Genomic DNA, 15,508 nt, shown 5'->3' with positions numbered 1-15,508 from the left:
TTCGACGGCGGCGCATGGTGAGACCTGGACCCGCATGCGATCCCCGACTCCGATCCGCACATCGCACGATTCTTCGGCAAACTGCGCAGAACGTGGTCAGATCTATTGCAGCCCTGACTATTTCACTGACACCTGGTCGTTGACCTCGACGCCCCTGCGAGCCTTGCCACTCGGGAGCCGGCGCCATCCGGAAGTCGAAAACCTGGGCCCGCACGTCGTGCGGGAAGCCGACCAGGCATGCCTGCGCCAACTGATACGTCACATCCACGACCAGGGCACGAAATCGGCCTGGCCCCCTCCCCGCGGTGCAGGCCATATACGCGGATCTCGCTGCCGAGCAGTGCGGTGAAATCCACGACAGCGATCATGAAGTGGTGGATTTCGGGCCCGGACACCAGCCGGACCCGCAGAACCCACTGATCGGATGAGCTCACGAGCACCACCTCGGCGGCGTCTCCGATCCACGTGGCGCGCAGAAAGAGCCAGGGCAGGGGCGGGGCACGCGTTCGACTCCGGCGATGATTCCTCGATTCACCGGCAGAAGTACATGGACCAGACCAGCTTTCCCCTGGACCACGATCCTCAACGCCCGGTGTCGCCCGTGGTCGACATCGACGGGCAGTCGTAAGATCAAGTGAGGCCGCACAACAGCCGAACCTCTCGATCACGAATAACCCCAGCGCTCAACACAACTCACGTCAATCTAGAGCGGCAAGCTCTCTCAGACATCACATCGAGCCGGATCCACACAATCTTCCCCTGTGAATAGCGCGGCCTCTTCACAGCGGTTCGGGCACCTCTTCGGTTGCCCGAACCGTGTCAGCTATTTCGCGAAAGGGCTCCCCGAGTGTCTGCGTCGAACAACCTCACTGTCGCATTGGACCTGTCATGCACTGAGTACCTCTGCGCGCCAACCGATCCCGCGGATGACCGCATGCGGCAGCTGCGGGCCAAAGGTTACAGCGGTGACCGATCCCTGGTCTGCGCATTGTGCTACGCGGGTGTCGACGCCACCTCGGGCGCAATCGTGCCGGTCGTCGTGCGCGGCCGGATCGGTGGTGATCGCCGACCGCAGTTCGCCCATCCACCGCGCCTGGGACCCACGGGCGGTCTGCATGCTCCGGAGTCGGTATGGCATCTAGCCAGCAAAGCCATTCTCACCGCGTGGGCGCGGACACAACCGGGGGTGATCGAGGTCCGCAACGAGGTGTGGCTACCCCACTGCCAGCGTCGCTGTGACGTGCGCGTGTACTGGACCGCGACTATCAGATCGAATGGACAGTTGTGCCGATGCCAGCACACACCTACGAAGAACCTTGCCCCCGAACGCGACCGAGATTCTAGCGGCCGCTTAATGCCGGATCGATGCGCCGTCCGCAGAAGCGCGGATTCCGCACATCAGCGACAGAGCCATCGTCCGTTCACCAACTGCAGCACCGGCAAGCCGACGTCGGTAGGTGGGATGCGAGTTCCCAGGCAGTGTTCCACCCCCGGGGTCACGGTCGTTCCGGAGTTGTCGTTCACCAGACGAGCCCAGTACTGCAACAACTTTCGGAGAACTGTCAGCAGCAGCGCCGCTCGACAATACTCCAGCGACATCACAGTTCATATACCAGATCTCTTCAAGTTTTCGGGCGGCAATGCTCTGTCCCCGGGGGAGGGCAAGCCGACGACTATGGGCCCACCCGAAGACGGCGCAATGTCTCGATTCGGAACTGCGTTGGCAGTGTGGCGATGCGAATACGGATTGTGCACGGTAGGGGACACGCTAATTTCGCCTGCAGGCTCGGGGAATGCCCTGAATTGCCGGGGTTTTGGGTTCACCGACAGCACCACTGACAGTGGTCCCACAAACGGTGGTGGCGAAAACCCTGGACACACATGGCATTCCGGCGCTTTGATGGATCACGAGGCCGGGAACCGCGCCTCACCGGAGTAGCAGATCGACTCCGGGAAATGGCGGCCCGTCTCCTCCCACCTTCCCCCCAGGCGAGGAGACGGGCTCGCCGATTCCTCGCCCGCTTTTCGGCGTGTGTGAGGCGAAACAGACCTTCGCAGTCGTTGAGACGGCGGCGACGTCGGAATTCGAAGCGGCCTGTCCATTTTCGAATCCGCCCATCATCTTCTTTCCCTCGAGCAGAAGGTGACTCTGCATATGCTTCAGGAGTTGGGCGCTCCCCATCCCCGACCATTACTGCTGCCTGTGAAGCGGCAGCTCAAACGATCCGCGGGCGGCAGCAACACGCTTCGGCCCAGCGCACGCACGGTCGCGGTCGGAGTGTTACCGCTGGTCCTGGTATTGACATGCTCGGGCATGTCCAGCGCGGCGGTCACGTTGGTGTCGAGTCCGGACCAGCCCGGGGTGACAAGCCCGGCGCAACCGGGCACAACGTCGGCGCCCCCGCCGCCTGCACCGCCGCCACCAGTCAACCAGCAGGACTCCCCTGCGGTCCGCAACAATGAACCGACACGTCCGGTACCGCAGTGGGCGCCCGCCGCGCCGGTGATTGTGCCGGCGTTGCATCTGCCGCGGCCGGTGCCGCCGGTGGCACCGATCCGGCCGCCGGCCAACACAATCCGCATCGGCGAATTCGAAACACCTACCCCGCCGTGTATTCCGCCGAATGTCCGCGACCAGATCAACACGGTCGCCGCGAACGGTGAAGCGGGGATCGCACGCTTCTGGGACTCGGTCGGCATGCCGCCCAGCAGATCGGACCGCACCGCAGCAGCAACAGTCGTGGGTTCCGCGGTCGGCGGCGCGGTCGGTGTCGTGGCCGCGGGAGTTCCCACCGCAGCGGTCGGCGCGGTGGTGGGAGGACTGATCGGTGGAACCGTCGGCGGCATCGCCGGCGCGGCGCTGGGCACTTTGGTGCCGGTGCCGGTGATCGGCACAGTCACCAGCGGTGTCGCGGGCACCGCGATCGGCGCCGCGGCGGGCGCGGCGATCGGCGCCGCTGTCCTGGGGCTGCCCGCAGCCGGGGCCGCCGCGGTGGTCGGCGGAATCGCCGGAGGCGCAGTTGGCGCGGCGGTGGGGGTGGGTCAGCGATGAGGGACTCGATCCCGTCGCGGCGCACACGACCCGGCAGCCGGACTGTCCTGGCATCGTCGATCGTCGCGTTGCTCGGCGTCGGTGCTGCGGCTACGGCAGGCACGGCAGCCGCTGGACCGATGCCACCCATCACCCACTGCCCAGCCCTGTATGTCCTGGACGCTCAGGGCACCGGGGAGTCCTCGGTAGACGCGGATCCGACCGCCGACACCGGAATGTTGGGCCCGATGAATTCATCGCTGCTGGCCCAGGCTCCGCCCGGCTCGGTGCAGCGGGCCTACGTGCGTTACGCGGCTGCGTTCGGCGGACTCCCGCTGACCGGCGGGACCGGCAACCTGCCCTACCAGCGCTCCGAAAGCGATGCGGTCGCGCAGTTGGACGCAAGCGCGGCACAGGTGCACCAGCAGTGCCCGAACACCATGACTGCCGCTGTCGGTTACTCACAAGGCGCCGACGCCGTCCATACCTTCGCCCAGCAGATCGGATCAGGTCACGGACCGATCCCCGCGGACAAGGTCGGCGGCGTGATCATGTTCGCCAACCCCGCACGCACCCCCGGGGAGCCCCTGTTCCCCGGCAACCCGCACCGCGCCAGCCCGGCGCCGGCGCCGGGCACCGACGGGAACGCGGTCACACACGTCGTGATTGACCAGGCCGCACCGGCGGGCGGCGGTTTGGTCGATCACGATCAGAGTTACGGCGCCCTCGATGATGGTCGCGTCGCGGACTTCTGCCTGCCAGGCGATTGGACCTGCGACGCACCGCAACACGCGCAACTGCTGCGTGTAGCGGCCGGGGTCGCGGTGCGGACCCAGTTCAGTGACCCGGTCACCGCCATCACCTCCGCGACGCAGGCTTTGACGCAAACCGTGGACACCGCGCGGGCGACCGTCATCACCGACGACCTTCAACTCGGGCCGGGCGGGCGAGTGGACTACCTGCCGCACGCGAGCCTGTCGAAGCGGCTGGCCGATGCTGCCGGCCTGCAGAACAGCCCGCCGACGGTCGAGCAATCCCAGGACGCGGATCGGAAACTGAACAGTGTCGTGGCCGCGGTGGCCGCCGACCCGATCGGCAACATCCCGCGGCTGGCCCAGCAATTCGCCCAGGCGGTTTCGGCCAACCTGGCCGATAACCAGGATCTGCTCAACCCGACCGTACTAGCCGACGCCGTCGGTGCCCCTACCAGGCACCGCGGTTACGGCGCTGCCGCGCCGGGCCAGCAGTCACCGATATCGGCTGGAGCCCAGTGGTTCTCCGCGATGGCACGAGACCTGACCCCCAGACACTGACCGTCAGCCGCCCGGGCTTTTCACCAAACACAGTGCACTGCAATGACATTGGTGAAACTGGCCCGGGGACAAGGAAAGAAGACATCCGAGATGCTGTTCCAACCGCCTGCGAGAAACGGGTCATCGACCCGGTCCCAGACCCGCGCCGCTGCAGGCAGCCTTGTGCGTTCACTGCCGGTGAATTCCGGTATGGACGGGGTTCGTGGCTGGAAACTGTTCTACCGCACCGCAAGTAGCCTCGATGACCCGATACTGGCCTCGGGTGTGCTGCTGGCGCCGACCGGTCCGTGGCGTGGTCGCGGACCGCGCCCGATCCTGGGCTACGGCAGCGAGGTGTACGGGCTGGGCCCACAGCACGCGCCGAGCGGGATGATCGCGGCCGGGACGTTCCCAGAAATAGGGCAGCTCGAGCTGGCGCTGGCACGCGGCTGGGCCGTGGCCGTGGCCGACGGAGAAGGACACGGCGTCGGTCCCGGACCCCACCCGTACCTGGCCGGAAACTCCTCAGGCCACGCTGTGTTGGACATTGTCCGGGCCGCGGCGCACACCCCGCGCGCCGGGCTGAGCGGCGAAGCTCCGGTCGGGTTGTGGGGCTACGGCGAAGGTGGACGGGCCGTGGCGTGGGCAGCGGAATTGCACCGCAGTTACAGCCCCGAAATCAGCGTGCGTGTCGCGGTCGCCGGAGGTGTGCCCGCGGACCTGCGCGCGTGTGTCGAAGCCGTGGACGGCGGCCCGTACAGCGGGCTCGGGTTCGCCGCCCTCATCGGGTTGAGCAGCGCCCACCGTGATGTCCCGCTGCATCGGATCCTTGCCCCGGCCGGCCGGGCTGCGGGGCGCCTGGCCGAAAACGCCGGGATGCCCGAACTTCTGGCCTGGTTCGCAAAGCCCTTGGGCTACTACACGATTCGCCCGGACCCGTGGAACGACCGGCTGTGGGCGACGGTGCTGATGCATGAGGAGCTCGGCCACCGGCAGCCCAGCATGCCGATTCACCTGTACCACGGCGGCGGTGACGAGATCGTGCCCGTGCGCGTCGCGCAGCAACTGTACGCGGACTACCGCGTGCGCGGCGTCGAGGTCACCTGGACCGACATCGGCGAGGCCACCCATCTTCAGGCCGGCCGCCGGGGCGCTGAACACGCCGTCGACCAGCTCGCCGCGCACCTGACATCGGGTGACGCGGGCGGTGGATGGCGCCGCGACGCACCGCACCTGCCCTCGTTCTTCGACGCCGGTAACCCACCAGCGGCGTCCTGAAAGCCCCTTCGAGGTGGGCCGGCCCACCTCGAAGGCCCAATCCTGCACGGCACGAGCCCGAATCGAGACCACCATGTCACCCAGCACCGGTCAACCTACCGCCCGGCGACCGGTCACCGCAGCCATGACCGTAGTTGCCGCGGCCGCGGTGACCGTCGCGGCCGCGGGCACCGCGGCAGCCCCTGTGGTGCATGCACAGGTCCCGATGAGCCGCACCTGTCCTGCCCTGTATGTGCTCGCCGCGCAGGGCCCGGATCAGGCGTCTCCGGACACCGGAGCCGATGTGGACACCGGCGTGCTGGGCACCATGCTGCGCCCGTTGCTGGACCAGGCGTCGGGCCTGGTCGAACGCGCCTACGTGCCGTACGACCAGGTCACGACCACTACCACCGGCAGCAACACGACAACCGGTATCGACCTCGGTGCCGGCACGACCAGCCAGAACGACAGCTACTCCCAATCGATCGCCGCGACCCTGCAACGCGCGGACACCATGGCCACCGGGGTGCTCACCGAATGCCCGAAAACCCTGATCGCCGCCGCCGGGTACACCGAGGGCGCGCAAGTCATGGCCGAGTTCGCGCAACAAGCAGCCTCCGGCAGCGGCCCGGTGCCCGCCGATCATATCGCCGGCGTGGCGCTGTTCGGCGACCCCGCTCGACCAGCGAGCACCCCGGTATTCCCTGGCCGCGCAGGCCAAACCACCCCGACACCCGCACCCGGCACCACCGGAACCGCGGTGTCGAAAGTCAGCTTCCTGAACCCCGCACTGCCCGGCGCGGGGGGAATCGGGCTGCCCGCGAACTCCGCCGCTACCGACAGCGGCCCGGCCGAGGCGTCGGATTACGGACCGCTGGACGGGCGCGTGGTGCAACTGTGCACACCCGGCGATATCACCTGCGACAAACCCGCCCACGGCGCGCTGCTGAACGTGTTCGCCGACATCGGTAAACAGGCCGACTTCCACGACCCGATCACTGCGGTGACCAGCATCGCCAACGCGCTGTCGGCCACGGTCATCAATACCGGCGTCAACGTGATCAACAACGACATCTCTGGCACATCCCTGGACAGCCTGGCCTACCAGCCGCAGGAGTCGATCTCCCAGCGCCTGGCCGACGCGTCGAATCCGCATGCGCCGCAGCCGGGTCCGAACGACGCGATCTCCGCACTGTTCAAACTCGGCACCATCGCCTTCAACACCGCGGTCGCGGTCGCCGCCGATGTGTTCACCCCCGACACCCTCGCCGCGCTGGCCACGGTGGGATTGGCCAATCCCGCTGCCGCGCTGGGCATTCTGGGCACCAAACTGGCCGGCGCGCTCGTGCAGGTCGTGTCGCCGCAGCTACCGGGACTGGTCAACGAGGCATTCACCGCCATCCAGGACAACGTCAAAGACAACAGCGACCTGGTCGACCTCGACCTGGACGCCCAATACTCCTCGGCCGTGGGCAACCAGAACACCTACGGCACCGTCCCGGTCACCAGCACCGGACAGCCCCCACTGGCCGCGACCACCACCTGGTTCACCGCGCTGGCCAAGGACATCGCCGCCACCGGCGTCAACTTCGGAACACCCACGCAGACAACGGGAACCGCACCAGCGACCGACACAACGTCACCGGCCACCACCGACACCAGCGCACCGCAGACCACCATCGCGGCCACCCCCACGCCATGACCAGGTACCGCAGCGCCACGAGAGGCGGAATATCGGTGATGACCGGCGGCTCGCAGGACGAACGGCTCGGGTGGGGCTGGCTCGAGGACCCCCCGGAGCCAGACCCCGATCCAGTCGACGATGCGAGAGTTGAACGCGACGAATTCCCCAGCACCGAAACGGATTACACGTCATCCGGGATCCGGCGGATCTACCGGCTGATGCCGCGGCGGGGATGGCTCCTGGTCGCGGCGGTACTGGCCCTGGCGGTCGGCGCGATCACCACCGGCATCGTGGATGTGACACGTAAGCCGACAACCGTTGCCCCACCGCCGATTCCCGCAGCCACCCGACCGACGGCGACCGCTACCACCGCGACCACCACCGGAGCCTGTGCCGGTCTGAGCGGCCCGCAGGGAACGATCGTCACCGACCACGGCGGTGACCGCGACACCCTGGTCGGAGTCATCGCCGCCTTCGAAGACGGGTACTACGCGCAGCGGTCGGTGACCGCGCTGACCCCGCTGCTGGCCCGGGACGCCGGACTGGATCCGGCCCAGCTCGCCGCAGGGATCGCCTCGATCCCCGCAGGCACCCGGCACTGCGTCGCGATCACCCCGCTCAGCGGCAACGCCGCCGACGTGCACCTGGTCGAACTGCACCCCGACGGCACCCGAGTGGACTACCTGCAAGTAATCGACGTACGCATCGCCCTCGGCGCCACGGTCATCACGAACATCCAGAAGGCAGGGTGACCGCGATGACCAGCGCCACCGAGCTCCACCGCTTCGGAGACGACGACGAGCCGGCCGTGCCGGATCGCACGCCGGCGACCGGATCGGTCACCGCGCCCCCGCGATCGCGCCGGGCGCCCGTGCGCCGCAGCCCGTACCCGTTGACCGGTGCGCACCCGCCCTTGTTCGCGGTCGTGGCCGCGCACGGCGGGGCAGGCGCGACCACGCTGGCGCAGTGGTGGGCCCACGCCGCCGACGGCGGCCGGGCCTGGCCCGCCTCCGGGGAGACCACGCAGCGCGTCGTGATCGCCGCGCGGACCTGCATGCCCGGCCTGGCCTCAGCGGCGGACCGGCTGCGGGAATGGCACGCGGGCCTGGCACCGGACGGGGTCACCGTCGAAGCCCTCGTGCTGACACCCATGCGGCCCGGGCGCCTGCCCGCACCCGTGCGCCGCTACCGCGACACCATCGCCGAACTGCTGAACCACGACACAGTATTGACCATCGACTGGCACGAGGACCTGATCGCCCTGGAGCCCGGCGAGCTGGCCGTCTACACCCCGTCGGATCCAGCCCCGGCTCGGCGCCGGTTCCGCCGGACCCCGCCCCTGACTACGTCGGTACCGCCGGAGGTCTATCGGGTCGGGGCCGCAATCACCGCGCTCATCGCGGCCTCGCGTGAACGCACCTCACCCCCGCAGTTGTGAACGGAAACACCATGTTGCACATCCTGATCCACACAGCCGCCTACCTGAGCGCGACACTCACCGCCCACCAGGACATCCCGTTCACCCCGCAAGCCCCGCCGGGCTCGGACCGTCTGCTCAAGGTCCTGAACTGGTTGTCGTGGGGCGCGATGATCGCCGGGGTCGCCGCGTTGATCTACGCGGGCGGAAAATTCGGGTGGGAGCGAATGCACGGCGGGGCGATGGAGAGCCCCAAGATCGTCTTTTACGCGGTCATCGGCGGTGTCGTCATGACCAGCGCCGGGGCGATCATGGGTGCGGTGACCTAGCAGTGACCGCCGTCGGGTCGGTCGCCGCAGTGCTGGCCAAGTCGCTGCCCGGGAACGTGACCGCGCCACTGCTGCTGGCGATCGGGTGGGCCGGATGGATCGTGTGCGCACTCGGTGTCGCCCGATTGACCTGGGCCGCAGCGCTATTGGCGATCCGAAGTCACCGCGGAGAGAGCATCGAAGGAATGTTCGGGGTGCTGCTGGGCGGTGTGATCGCCGGATCCGCCGGACTGATCGCCGGAGCCCTGTATGCCCCGCTCTGAGCCTGGAAACCCTTCTGCCCCAGTACACCACCGCTCCTGCGGCGGGAATCCGATGCGCACCCGCCTCATCGCACGCACCGTCATGACCATGCTGGTGCTGCTGCTGGCCGCGGCAGCGGTCGCACTGTCCGCCGGATGTGGTGACGGCCACCGGCCGGGCGCGGCGCCGGCCGGGGTCGATGTGCACGCTGGGCCGACGCATCTGCGGTGGTCACAGTTCCAGGGCATGAGCGTGCCCGCCGGAGACCAGGGGCCGGCACGGGTCGACGGTCCAGTCGCAACCGGGTACACCCGCACTCCCGCCGGAGCGGCACTGGCCGCCATACAGACCACGATCCGGATGTCGCTGGCCGAGGACACCGGCTACCCGCAGATCGGGCAGTTGCTGGCCGCGGGGCCCGGGCGCGATGCCTGGGCGATCGCCCGTGCACAGATTTCGATCCCGGGCCCCATCGCGGCCGGGGCCGCCCCACGGCTGCTGGGCTACCGGATCACCCACTGGAATCCGGATCGCGTCGTGGTCGCGATCTACACCCGCCAGACCGACCGTTCTCTGACCGCCAACACCGCCACCGTCGTCTGGAACGCGGGTGACTGGAAACTCGCCCTGCCCCCACCTCCGGGCGGCGGACTCGTGACCGCCGTCGCGGCCACACCGCCGGACATGGTCGCGCTGGCACAGCCATGAAAGACGGAGGACACCGGCAATGAACACGCGAACCCCCAGGTGGCTGCTGCCCGCCGTCGCCGGACTGATACTGCTGGTAACGGCCATCGCCGCGCTCAGCACCGGATCAAGCCACGACAGCAGCAACAATTCCGGGCAGTCACCGAGCATCACACCCGCACCGACCTATGCACCGACGCCGAACGGGCGCACGGGGTTCGGATTGCCGAGCATCGATGCCTTCGGCACCCGCCTGGACACCCCGATCGACCCCGCAGGCATCGCCTTGGCCCAAGACCTGAGCGGTCGCCCGAACCCGGCGCTGGGTCCGCAATACTTCACCGCGGCACCGGCAGGGATCATGTGGCAACGCGGCTGGAACACCGCCGCCCTGCCGTTCTCGCGCAGCGACGGGCCACTGCGTGTGGTCGATGGGATCGCCTCGGGGTTCGCCGACACTCCCCAAGGGGCCGCGCTGGCGGCCTGGGACGCGTTCGCCCGCGCCCTGGCCGCCCCCGAAGGGGTGTGGCAGGCCGTGGTCACTCAACGATTCTCCGGCGGTGGCGGGGCTCTGCTGGACAGATTCGCGCACAGCCGCGCCGACAACCCCGACACCGGACGAAATGTCGTGGTACCCGCCGGATTCCGGATCCATCCGGACTATCGCCCCGACTTCGCCGTGGTCGATGTCGCGGTGCGCACACCCGAGCAGATCAGCTACGGCACCTGGCCGATGGTGTGGATCGACGGGGACTGGCGCGTGCGCGTCGATGACATCGACGCCCTCTGGACGGCGGCGACCCCGCTGACCTCGCTCGCGGATTTCGGTGTGTGGCAATGACATTGGCAACGACATCGACCCTCACCCGCACCGCGACGATCATCACCGCGACGACTCTGTTGTGCGGTGTCGTGGGCGCCGGGCGAGTGGCCGCGGATCCGGCACCGAATTCCGGCGGGCAATGTGACCTTCCCAGCATCCTGGGCAGCGCCTGCACCGCCTTGCACAACGCCCTGAAAAACACGGTCGGTGGAACGACCGGCGAGCTGGCGAACTCGGTGTTCGGGGCCGTGGTCAAGTCCCTGCTGGGTGGGTTGACTCAGGTGTTGGAGTGGTGCCTGGACTGGTGGATCACGCTGCCCTCGCCGCAGCTGGCCGAACCCACGACCGGAACTCCCGGGCCGGTGCTGTCCGCGGTGCGCGAATACACCGGTGATCTACAGATCTATTTGATGACGGGGGCGATCATCCTGACCGGCGCGCGGCTGGCGATGGCGCGCCGCGGGGAATTGGTCGGGCAGACACAGGAAACGTTCGTGATGTTCGCCCGCGCGGTGTTCGCCTCGTGGATGTTCGCTGCGCTGGTGGCGGTCGGTACCCACTTCGGCGATGTCTTCTCGAGCTGGGTGATCTCCGACGCCACGCACGGCGACGCCGCTGGCGTGGTGAAGAATATGGTGAACTTCGATGCGCTGACCGGGAACCAGGGCTTGGGTACTGGGGCGATGTTCCTTATCGCGATCTTCGGGCTCATCGGCGCGCTGCTGCAATTGGTGCTGCTGGTCGTGCGCCAAGCGCTGCTGATCGTGGTGGTCGCGCTGATTCCGGTGGCGGCCTCGGTGTCTGGAACCGGCCCAGGCAGCCAGGCGTATCAGCGGCTGGTCGCCTGGTCGCTGGCGTTCGTGCTGTACAAACCCGTCGGCGCCTTGATCTACGTCGTGGCGTTCTCCGCAAGCAGCCAACCGAACAGCAACGCGCAGCAGACTCTGCTGGGCCTGATCCTGCTCGCGCTCGTCGCGATCGTCATGCCTGCCATCATGCGGCTGGTCGCCCCCGCGATCGCCACCATGGGCGGCAGCGGCATGGGCATGCTCGCCGCCGGGGTCATCGGCGCCGGCATCGGCCGCGCCATCGGCGGGGGCGGCAGCTCCGAGGACTCCAGCGCGCGCACCGTCGACGAAAACCCCACCGGCACAGGCGGCGAAAACGGAGGCGGGAACGGTGGAGGGGGCGGAGGGGGTGACGGCGGAGGCGGGACACCGTCGGGTGGCGCGGGCCGCAACACCCAAGGAGCCGACTCGGCCCCCGACGGGAATGGTTCTGCACCGCCGCAGGCGCGGCAGACAACCGACAGCACGGGAACGCAGAGGGCGGCAACCGAGTCTGCGGGTGCGGAAACCTCGGCGGGCGTGGCCGCGGCCGGGGGTCCCTGGGGCGCCGCGGCCCAGGCTGCGGTCGAGACCGGCAAGAAGCTCTACGCCGGAGTCAATAGTGCGGCGTCCCCGGAGTCCGAACACGAGGTGCCCCAATGAGCACTCGCCTGTATGGACGGTGGGAAAGACCACGCTCGGCAGGCTTTTTCGGGCTGACGTTCGGGGCGTCGATGCTGGGAATCGGCCTGGTGATCGCAGTGATGCTCAGCTACATGCTCAGCCGCTCGCTGCCGGTGACCGGGCTGCAGATCGTGGGCTCTGCGGTGCTGTTCGTGCCGATGGTGATCACCCGCAACGGGCGCACCGGGTGGGAGATCCTGATCCTGCGTACGCAATTCGCGATGGCCGGGGTACGCGGGGAACACATCTACCGCGCGGGCCGCTTCTCCCGGATCCCCGGGACCAGCCGCCTGCCGGGACTGCTCGCGGACTCGGCGCTCACCGAATACGAGGCCCCCGGCGGGCAGCGGTTCGGGCTGGTCCACATTCGGCGCACTGACCACTACACCGTCGTGGTTCGGGTCATCCCGGCCGGGGAGGAGCTGGTCGACCAACCTCAGATCGACAGCTGGGTGGAGGGATACGGCCAATTCCTCGCGGCGCAAGGCCGATCGGGGGACGTCGTCGCGATCACCAGTGTCCTCGAGACGGTCCGGGAAACCCGGCTCAAGCAGCGCCGCGAAGTCGCGCGCCTGGTGCGGGCGGATGCACCGGACTATGCGGCCGCGGTCATGGCCGAAGCCGCCAACCTCACCGGCGGGCAGGTTCGCATCGAAGCCCGGATCGCGATCACCTACCGCGCCCGCGGCAAACTGCGACGCAACCCGGCCGAGCAAGCCCGCGAGATCGGCCAGCGCCTGCAAGGGGTGCTGTCCCAGCTCGCCCGCGCCGGGCTGCCCGCCGCACCGATGCAGGCATGGGAGCTGCTGGGGTTGGTGCGATCCCGGTATGACGTTGCCGCGCAAGACAATATCGAAGCCGCCGGACCGGACCTGGTCGCGACGCAATCATGGGACACCGTCGGCCCGGTCTCGGCGCTGGACCGGTGGGATCACTACGTGCACGACGGCGCCCGGTCGGTCACCTGGGAAATGGACGCCGCGCCGCTGGGTGCGGTGCACGAGACCGTCATGAAGGCGCTGCTCGAGCCGCGCCCGGACCTGCCCCGCAAACGCATCGCGGTGGTGTACCGGCTGCACTCCGCCGCCGAGGCCACCGAGATCGTCGACGGCGATTTCCGTGACGCACTCGCCGCGGAACAGACAGAACCGGGCGGAATCGCTTCGGCCGCAGCGTCCATCCGCGTCGGTAACACCAAGGCTGCCCGGCAAGAACAGGCCCTGGGTGCCGGACTGACCCGCTTCGGGGCGCTGGTCACCGCCACCGCGCGACTGGACGCGGATATCCCCACTATCGCCGCGTCGGTGGAGGCGATGTCGGCGGCGTCACGGCTCAGTGTCCGCCGCTGCTACGGCTATCAAGCCGCGGCGTTCGCGGCGTCACTGGGTATCGGGGTGATCCTGCCCGAGCACGGGTCTATCTCGAAAAGGATGTCGGCATGAGCCGCGCACCGGCGCGGCCGCACCGCCCGGCACGCACCACCCGGATCGGGGGCATCACGGTCATGACCCGAGAAACCCGGGTCCGGACCGAGAAGACCGCTGCGGCAGGCGGATTGGCCGGATGGTGGGCCCGCAAACTGCTGGGCAGCGACGATCACCGCCGCCATACCGCCGCGCGTCGGGTTGCGGACAGCGGGCGCGACGGATTCGACCGCGCGGTCGCGAAACTCACCGATCGCGGCTACGGCGGCCTGGGTGGCGGGCGCGCCGCGGTCGTCCCGGCGACACCCGAATGGCGTTCCACTACAACCCAAGTCGCCGGCCTGTGGCCGTTCGCGGTCGGTGCCAGCGCCCCGGTGGTCGGTGTCCCGGTCGGCGCGCACTATGTCACCGGCGGCCCGGTGCATTTCGACCCGATGTCCTGGTTTTTGAAAGGCTTTCTCACCGCGCCGATCGCCTTCGTGCTGGCCTTGAACGGATACGGCAAATCCTCGCTGATCCGCCGCATCGTGACCGGCGCGGTCGCGGCCGGAGAAACCGTATTGTGCCTGGGCGACACGAAACCGGACTACCGGGACCTGGTCGAGGTCCTGGGCGGGCAGATCGTCGATGTGGGCTACGGCCACGGCACGATCAACCCGCTGGCCGTGGGCGCGCTGGGCACGATCCTGGACCGGCTGCCGGACCCCGGCATGCGCCGCCAGGTCGCCGCCCGCATCGAAGCCGGGCAGGTCACGATCGTGGCCGGGCTCATCGAACTGGTCCGCGGATCGCGAGTCGAGGACTTCGAGGAAACCCTCATCGCCGCCGGGCTGCGCGAACTCTATACCCACCGAGGATTCACCCCGCACCATCCGCCCCTGCTCTCTGACCTGCTCACCGTGATCGCCGAGGGCAGCGAGGAGTTGATGCGTTTCGCCGAGGAGGACACCGAGGACGCCTACCGCGTCGGCACCAAGACATTGCGCCGGTCGCTGCGCGCCTTGTGCGAAGGACCGTTCGGGGAAGTGTTCAACGGCCACACCACCACACCGTTGAACCTGTCGACGCCGGCGGTGTGCGTGGACGTGTCCTGGATTCCCGAGGGCGACGTCAAACTTCTCGCCGCGGTGCTGATGGTGTGCTGGAGCGACGGATTCGGCGCGATCGCCGCCGCGCACACCCTCGCCGACGCCGGACTGGGCCCGAAACGCACCTTCGAAGTCGTCATGGACGAGATCTGGCGAGTCCTGGGCGCCGGGGAACACATGATCGACCGCGTCGACGCCCTGACCCGCCTGAACAGAAGACTGGCCACCGGGCTGATCATGTGCTCGCACACCATCAAAGATCTCGCCAGCTTCGATTCCCACGCTTCCCAGCACAAAGCACTCGGCTTCGTCGAACGCGCGAGAGCCAAGATCATCGGCCCGGTCCCGCCCGAAGAGGTCGAACGCCTTCGCGCGGTCATGTCGTTCTCCGAGACCGAGAAAATGCTGCTCACCTCCTGGGCCGCACCACGCCCAGCCAGCGACGACCTGCTCGACGACCAGCAGCCCGAACGTCGCGCACCCCCAGGCACCGGCTGCTTTCTGCTGAAGACCGGGGAAGCCGACCAGCCCGGAATTCCCTTCCGCATGGTCTACACACCCGCGGAGCGGGCCGCCGGAGTCCACAACACCAACAAGCGGTTCGACGACATCGACAGTGCCGCAACAACATTCGAAGGGAAGGCAAATCCTCATGACTGAGTTCGCCTGTCTCAGCATACATTCGCCGACGGTTCGTCCGCGAAGAATCACCGAGAACGCCG

General features: G+C 68.3%; 14 protein-coding genes. All 14 read left to right on the top strand.

Annotated features, from left to right (window positions below; genetic code table 11):
- The first annotated feature begins 934 nt into the window (after positions 1 to 934).
- Complete coding sequence (locus ABH933_RS37560) at positions 935 to 1,939, top strand: competence protein CoiA family protein (RefSeq protein WP_429424894.1); 1,005 nt, start codon at positions 935 to 937, stop codon at positions 1,937 to 1,939.
- A gap of 216 nt (positions 1,940 to 2,155) precedes the next feature.
- The gene (locus ABH933_RS37555; RefSeq protein ID WP_429424892.1) at positions 2,156 to 3,052 is read left to right on the top strand and encodes a hypothetical protein; all 897 of its coding nucleotides are present in this window, start codon (positions 2,156 to 2,158) and stop codon (positions 3,050 to 3,052) included.
- A gap of 119 nt (positions 3,053 to 3,171) precedes the next feature.
- Positions 3,172 to 4,344, top strand: coding sequence for a cutinase family protein (locus ABH933_RS37550; RefSeq protein ID WP_429424891.1), 1,173 nt, complete (start codon positions 3,172 to 3,174; stop codon positions 4,342 to 4,344).
- Between the two features lie 189 nt (positions 4,345 to 4,533).
- Entirely contained in the window at positions 4,534 to 5,601 is a 1,068-nt protein-coding gene (locus tag ABH933_RS37545; protein WP_429424889.1) for a lipase family protein, read from the top strand.
- Between the two features lie 124 nt (positions 5,602 to 5,725).
- Positions 5,726 to 7,282, top strand: a complete 1,557-nt coding sequence (locus ABH933_RS37540) for a cutinase family protein (protein WP_429424887.1) — start codon at positions 5,726 to 5,728, stop codon at positions 7,280 to 7,282.
- Positions 7,279 to 8,016: a hypothetical protein gene (locus tag ABH933_RS37535; protein WP_429424885.1), complete on the top strand. Its 738-nt coding sequence runs from the start codon at positions 7,279 to 7,281 to the stop codon at positions 8,014 to 8,016. Before ABH933_RS37540 ends, ABH933_RS37535 begins: the two co-directional genes overlap by 4 nt.
- A gap of 5 nt (positions 8,017 to 8,021) precedes the next feature.
- The gene (locus ABH933_RS37530; protein WP_429424883.1) at positions 8,022 to 8,702 is read left to right on the top strand and encodes a DUF6668 family protein; all 681 of its coding nucleotides are present in this window, start codon (positions 8,022 to 8,024) and stop codon (positions 8,700 to 8,702) included.
- A gap of 11 nt (positions 8,703 to 8,713) precedes the next feature.
- Entirely contained in the window at positions 8,714 to 9,010 is a 297-nt protein-coding gene (locus tag ABH933_RS37525; protein WP_429424881.1) for a hypothetical protein, read from the top strand.
- A 2-nt stretch (positions 9,011 to 9,012) separates the two neighbouring features.
- Entirely contained in the window at positions 9,013 to 9,273 is a 261-nt protein-coding gene (locus ABH933_RS37520) for a hypothetical protein (protein WP_429424878.1), read from the top strand.
- A 52-nt stretch (positions 9,274 to 9,325) separates the two neighbouring features.
- Entirely contained in the window at positions 9,326 to 9,961 is a 636-nt protein-coding gene (locus ABH933_RS37515; protein WP_429424876.1) for a hypothetical protein, read from the top strand.
- Positions 9,962 to 9,980: 19 nt separating this feature from the next.
- Positions 9,981 to 10,781, top strand: a complete 801-nt coding sequence (locus tag ABH933_RS37510) for a hypothetical protein (RefSeq protein ID WP_429424874.1) — start codon at positions 9,981 to 9,983, stop codon at positions 10,779 to 10,781.
- Complete coding sequence (locus tag ABH933_RS37505; RefSeq protein ID WP_429424872.1) at positions 10,778 to 12,253, top strand: hypothetical protein; 1,476 nt, start codon at positions 10,778 to 10,780, stop codon at positions 12,251 to 12,253. The genes ABH933_RS37510 and ABH933_RS37505 overlap by 4 nt, the downstream gene beginning before the upstream one ends.
- On the top strand, positions 12,250 to 13,716 hold the full coding sequence (locus tag ABH933_RS37500; RefSeq protein ID WP_429424870.1) for an SCO6880 family protein: 1,467 nt from the start codon (positions 12,250 to 12,252) through the stop codon (positions 13,714 to 13,716). Before ABH933_RS37505 ends, ABH933_RS37500 begins: the two co-directional genes overlap by 4 nt.
- Entirely contained in the window at positions 13,713 to 15,446 is a 1,734-nt protein-coding gene (locus ABH933_RS37495) for a hypothetical protein (RefSeq protein ID WP_429424868.1), read from the top strand. Before ABH933_RS37500 ends, ABH933_RS37495 begins: the two co-directional genes overlap by 4 nt.
- The last annotated feature ends 62 nt before the right edge of the window (positions 15,447 to 15,508 follow it).

The sequence above is a fragment of the Nocardia sp. GP40 genome (assembly GCF_050434125.1).
GTDB lineage: Bacteria > Actinomycetota > Actinomycetes > Mycobacteriales > Mycobacteriaceae > Nocardia > Nocardia albiluteola.
This window is presented reverse-complemented; position numbering and strand designations above follow the sequence as displayed.

What these genes read in the sequence shown, in the direction of transcription:
- ABH933_RS37560 (WP_429424894.1), top strand. Translation starts at nt 935, where the DNA reads ATGCGGCAGCTGCGGGCCAAAGGTTACAGCGGTGACCGATCCCTGGTC.
- ABH933_RS37555 (WP_429424892.1), top strand. Translation starts at nt 2,156, where the DNA reads ATGCTTCAGGAGTTGGGCGCTCCCCATCCCCGACCATTACTGCTGCCT.
- ABH933_RS37550 (WP_429424891.1), top strand. Translation starts at nt 3,172, where the DNA reads ATGCCACCCATCACCCACTGCCCAGCCCTGTATGTCCTGGACGCTCAG.
- ABH933_RS37545 (WP_429424889.1), top strand. Translation starts at nt 4,534, where the DNA reads ATGGACGGGGTTCGTGGCTGGAAACTGTTCTACCGCACCGCAAGTAGC.
- ABH933_RS37540 (WP_429424887.1), top strand. Translation starts at nt 5,726, where the DNA reads ATGACCGTAGTTGCCGCGGCCGCGGTGACCGTCGCGGCCGCGGGCACC.
- ABH933_RS37535 (WP_429424885.1), top strand. Translation starts at nt 7,279, where the DNA reads ATGACCAGGTACCGCAGCGCCACGAGAGGCGGAATATCGGTGATGACC.
- ABH933_RS37530 (WP_429424883.1), top strand. Translation starts at nt 8,022, where the DNA reads ATGACCAGCGCCACCGAGCTCCACCGCTTCGGAGACGACGACGAGCCG.
- ABH933_RS37525 (WP_429424881.1), top strand. Translation starts at nt 8,714, where the DNA reads ATGTTGCACATCCTGATCCACACAGCCGCCTACCTGAGCGCGACACTC.
- ABH933_RS37515 (WP_429424876.1), top strand. Translation starts at nt 9,326, where the DNA reads ATGCGCACCCGCCTCATCGCACGCACCGTCATGACCATGCTGGTGCTG.
- ABH933_RS37510 (WP_429424874.1), top strand. Translation starts at nt 9,981, where the DNA reads ATGAACACGCGAACCCCCAGGTGGCTGCTGCCCGCCGTCGCCGGACTG.
- ABH933_RS37505 (WP_429424872.1), top strand. Translation starts at nt 10,778, where the DNA reads ATGACATTGGCAACGACATCGACCCTCACCCGCACCGCGACGATCATC.
- ABH933_RS37500 (WP_429424870.1), top strand. Translation starts at nt 12,250, where the DNA reads ATGAGCACTCGCCTGTATGGACGGTGGGAAAGACCACGCTCGGCAGGC.
- ABH933_RS37495 (WP_429424868.1), top strand. Translation starts at nt 13,713, where the DNA reads ATGAGCCGCGCACCGGCGCGGCCGCACCGCCCGGCACGCACCACCCGG.